Below are 3,015 nucleotides of genomic sequence, written 5' to 3' on the forward strand. Positions count from 1 at the left end.
AACTCTTTAAAGTTAAATCCTCATCCTCCAATTCTTCAATTATTTTCTCTAATTCATTTATAGCTTCTTCATAAGTCATTTTATTATTTTTCATTATAAAACTCTCCTTTGCTAATTTTAACCACTTTTACTTTAATCATACCATCTTTAATCAATAATTTTAACTCATCCTCAATAGATATACCCTCTACGGTTGTAACCATATTATCCTTCCTATCTAATATGATGCCATATCCTCTATCTAAAGAGGTGATTGGATTTAAATAGTTAAGGTTATTTAGCATATTCTGAATTTTATTCTTATTGTTCTCTAATTTTGTTTCCATAATAAGAAGAAGATTTTTGAAAAGATTGTCTTGTTGCTGTGCTTTGTCTTTTAATTGATAAATAGGATTATAAAAATCTAAGCTTCTTTTTATATAATTTAATTTAATAGTATTATCATTTATAATATTATTAATAGAATTACATAATTGATTAAAGTTTTGTTCCAAATTCCTATCTAGCTTCTCTTGTTCTGGAGTAACTATCTCTGCTGCAGCAGAGGGCGTTGCTGCTCTTAGATCTGCAACAAAATCTGCTATAGTAAAATCTGTTTCATGTCCCACTGCGGATACTACTGGAGTCTTCATACTATATATTGTCCTAGCTACATTTTCATGATTGAAAGCGAATAATTCTTCAATAGAGCCGCCACCTCTACCTGTTATAATGACATCAATATCTTCTTTATTATCTAGAAATTTTAATCCTTCACATATTTCTTTGGGAGCTTGTACGCCTTGTACTAACACTGGATAAATAACTATATCTGCCATCGGCAATCTTCTTTTTATTACTGTTATTATATCTTTTATGGCTGCTCCAGTAGAAGAAGTAACTACACCAATCCTTTTAGGCAGAAATGGTAATTCTTTTTTATCTTCTTCATCAAATAAGCCCTCTTTTTTTAATTTTTCCTTTAGTTCCTCAAAAGCTGCAAATAAATCTCCCACTCCACTTTCCTCAATATGTTTTACATAAAGCTGATAATCACCTTCTTTTTCATATACAGAAATATACCCTGTAGCAATTATCTTGATACCATCTCTTAATTTAAAATTTACTTGTTTATTATCGTTTCTGAACATTACACATTTCAATTTTCCTTTATCATCTTTTAAGGAAAAATACATATGCCCACTATAATGGTGTTTAAAGTTTGAAATTTCGCCTTCAACTCTAATATCAGAAAGTAGCCAATCGCCAGCAAATATTCTTTTAATATACTGATTAATCTCACTTACTTTTAAAGGTTTAGATTTCATATCAATCACCTACTAAATATTTTTCTTTTCCCAAATATGCTATACCAACCCCATTGTCTGTACATAAAGCAATTTTAGGGAAAACCGAATTTATGCCTTGCTTCTCAAGCTTTTTAGACAAATTCTTTCTTAAATTTTTATTGGCTGAAACACCGCCAGTAATTAAAATATTGTCTATTCCATATTCAACACGACTATTTATAATGACTTTATAAGTTATTAGAGAGATAGTATTAAACAATGTAGCTAATATATCTTCAATACTATATGAATCATTTTTTAATAAATTCTTAAAATAATTTTCCAAACCAGATAAATTAAACCAGGTTTTTCCCTTTATACTAATAGGTATATTTAAACTAAGAACATCCCCATCTTGTGATAATTTATCCATTTCTGCACCACAAGGAAAAGATAATCCTAACGCAATACCAATTCTATCAATTAATTGGCCTATGCTCAAATCCAAAGTTCCTCCAATGATTTTAACAGACATTTGCTCATCCTGATTAGATACTAACAGTAATTCTGTTGTTCCTCCAGAAATATGAAAACTTAAAAACTTTTTACAATTTCTTAGCTGATTATTCACTACCCCGGCGCCTATATGTCCTTCTTGGTGGCTGTATTCCCTATATTGAGTATCAAGAACTTTAGATAAAATAAATGCCTGTCCCTTACCAACTACAAAAACAGGCATATAAGATCCTTCTATCCTTCTTGGTTGATTACTACAAGATATAGTATCTATTTTATTAATATCAATCTCCGTTGCCATCTTTTCAATCAGTTTAGGTAAATTATTTACATGCTGAAAAACAGCTTCTTGTTGCCTTAATCCTAAATGACCTTTTTTCACTTTCAATATTTTTTTTGAATTTATAATAATCTTATCTTCATTATCAATTACTGCTACCGAAGTAGTATATGCAGATGTATCTATCCCAACAAAGTATTTATTAGTCATTTTTATTTTTTCTCCTAACAAATCCGCCTAACACTCCATTAATAAACTTTGAAGACACATCAGTGCTATATGTTTTTGCGACTTCTATAGCTTCATTAATAGAAACTTCAACTGGTATATCTTCTCTATATATAATTTCATATATAGCTATCCTAAGAATACACAAATCTATTTTTGCTAACCTATATATTTCCCAACCTTTAATATTATCCTTTATATTCATGTCTATTGATTTCAAATTATCAATTATAGTATATATAGCATCTTCAATATATTCTTTTTCACCTAAACTAAATTTATTATTTTCAAAAAAAACATCAATTATGTTGTTAGAAAAATCTGAATGGATTTCCATTTGATATAACAACTTCATTGTAGACTCTCTTGCATATCTTCTACTCATTTCTGCCCTCCCTAATATATCTTAGTTTCTTTAATTTTTTATATTATATTCTATTTGTTGGTGAAAAAAGTTTTTTAATTATTCTCTTCATATCTTCTATTCCATAAGATTTACTTCCAATTATAAATCCAATGCAGGTACAAAAGACTATAAATATAGTTTTAAAAAATCCTATTATCAGTACAAATACTCCGATTATAAATCCCAAAAAACCTCCTAAGAATTTCCCTTTGTTTCTCTTTATATATTCAATTAATTCATTGAAAAGTTCTTTTTCCAATTTGTTAACACCTCATTCATTATTTTACATTTCTAATAGGTGTAGTTACATTACTAAT

Annotated in this window: 5 protein-coding genes; all 5 read right to left on the minus strand. The window is 28.4% G+C overall.

Annotation, left to right across the window (positions count from 1 at the left end):
• Positions 1–94 (minus strand): exodeoxyribonuclease VII small subunit (locus VK998_RS12940; RefSeq protein ID WP_349254925.1); only part of this gene is annotated, 94 nt, incomplete at its 3' end.
• Positions 84–1,307: an exodeoxyribonuclease VII large subunit gene (xseA, locus tag VK998_RS11745; protein WP_325228546.1), complete on the minus strand. Its 1,224-nt coding sequence runs from the start codon at positions 1,305–1,307 to the stop codon at positions 84–86. The genes VK998_RS12940 and xseA, both read right to left, overlap by 11 nt.
• 1 nt (position 1,308) lies before the next feature.
• Complete coding sequence (locus VK998_RS11750; protein WP_325228547.1) at positions 1,309–2,274, minus strand: Kae1-like domain-containing protein; 966 nt, start codon at positions 2,272–2,274, stop codon at positions 1,309–1,311.
• On the minus strand, positions 2,267–2,677 hold the full coding sequence (gene nusB, locus VK998_RS11755; RefSeq protein ID WP_325228549.1) for a transcription antitermination factor NusB: 411 nt from the start codon (positions 2,675–2,677) through the stop codon (positions 2,267–2,269). The genes VK998_RS11750 and nusB overlap by 8 nt, the downstream gene beginning before the upstream one ends.
• Before the next feature lie 43 nt (positions 2,678–2,720).
• Positions 2,721–2,957, minus strand: coding sequence for a DUF2273 domain-containing protein (locus VK998_RS11760; protein ID WP_325228552.1), 237 nt, complete (start codon positions 2,955–2,957; stop codon positions 2,721–2,723).
• Positions 2,958–3,015: the final 58 nt, after the last annotated feature.

The organism is Schnuerera sp. (genome assembly GCF_035459645.1).
Lineage (GTDB): Bacteria > Bacillota > Clostridia > Tissierellales > Tepidimicrobiaceae > Schnuerera.

Bases quoted from the DNA above. Each gene is read 5' to 3' on its own strand.
- nusB (WP_325228549.1), bottom strand. From the start codon at position 2,677: ATGAGTAGAAGATATGCAAGAGAGTCTACAATGAAGTTGTTATATCAA.
- VK998_RS11750 (WP_325228547.1), bottom strand. From the start codon at position 2,274: ATGACTAATAAATACTTTGTTGGGATAGATACATCTGCATATACTACT.
- xseA (WP_325228546.1), bottom strand. From the start codon at position 1,307: ATGAAATCTAAACCTTTAAAAGTAAGTGAGATTAATCAGTATATTAAA.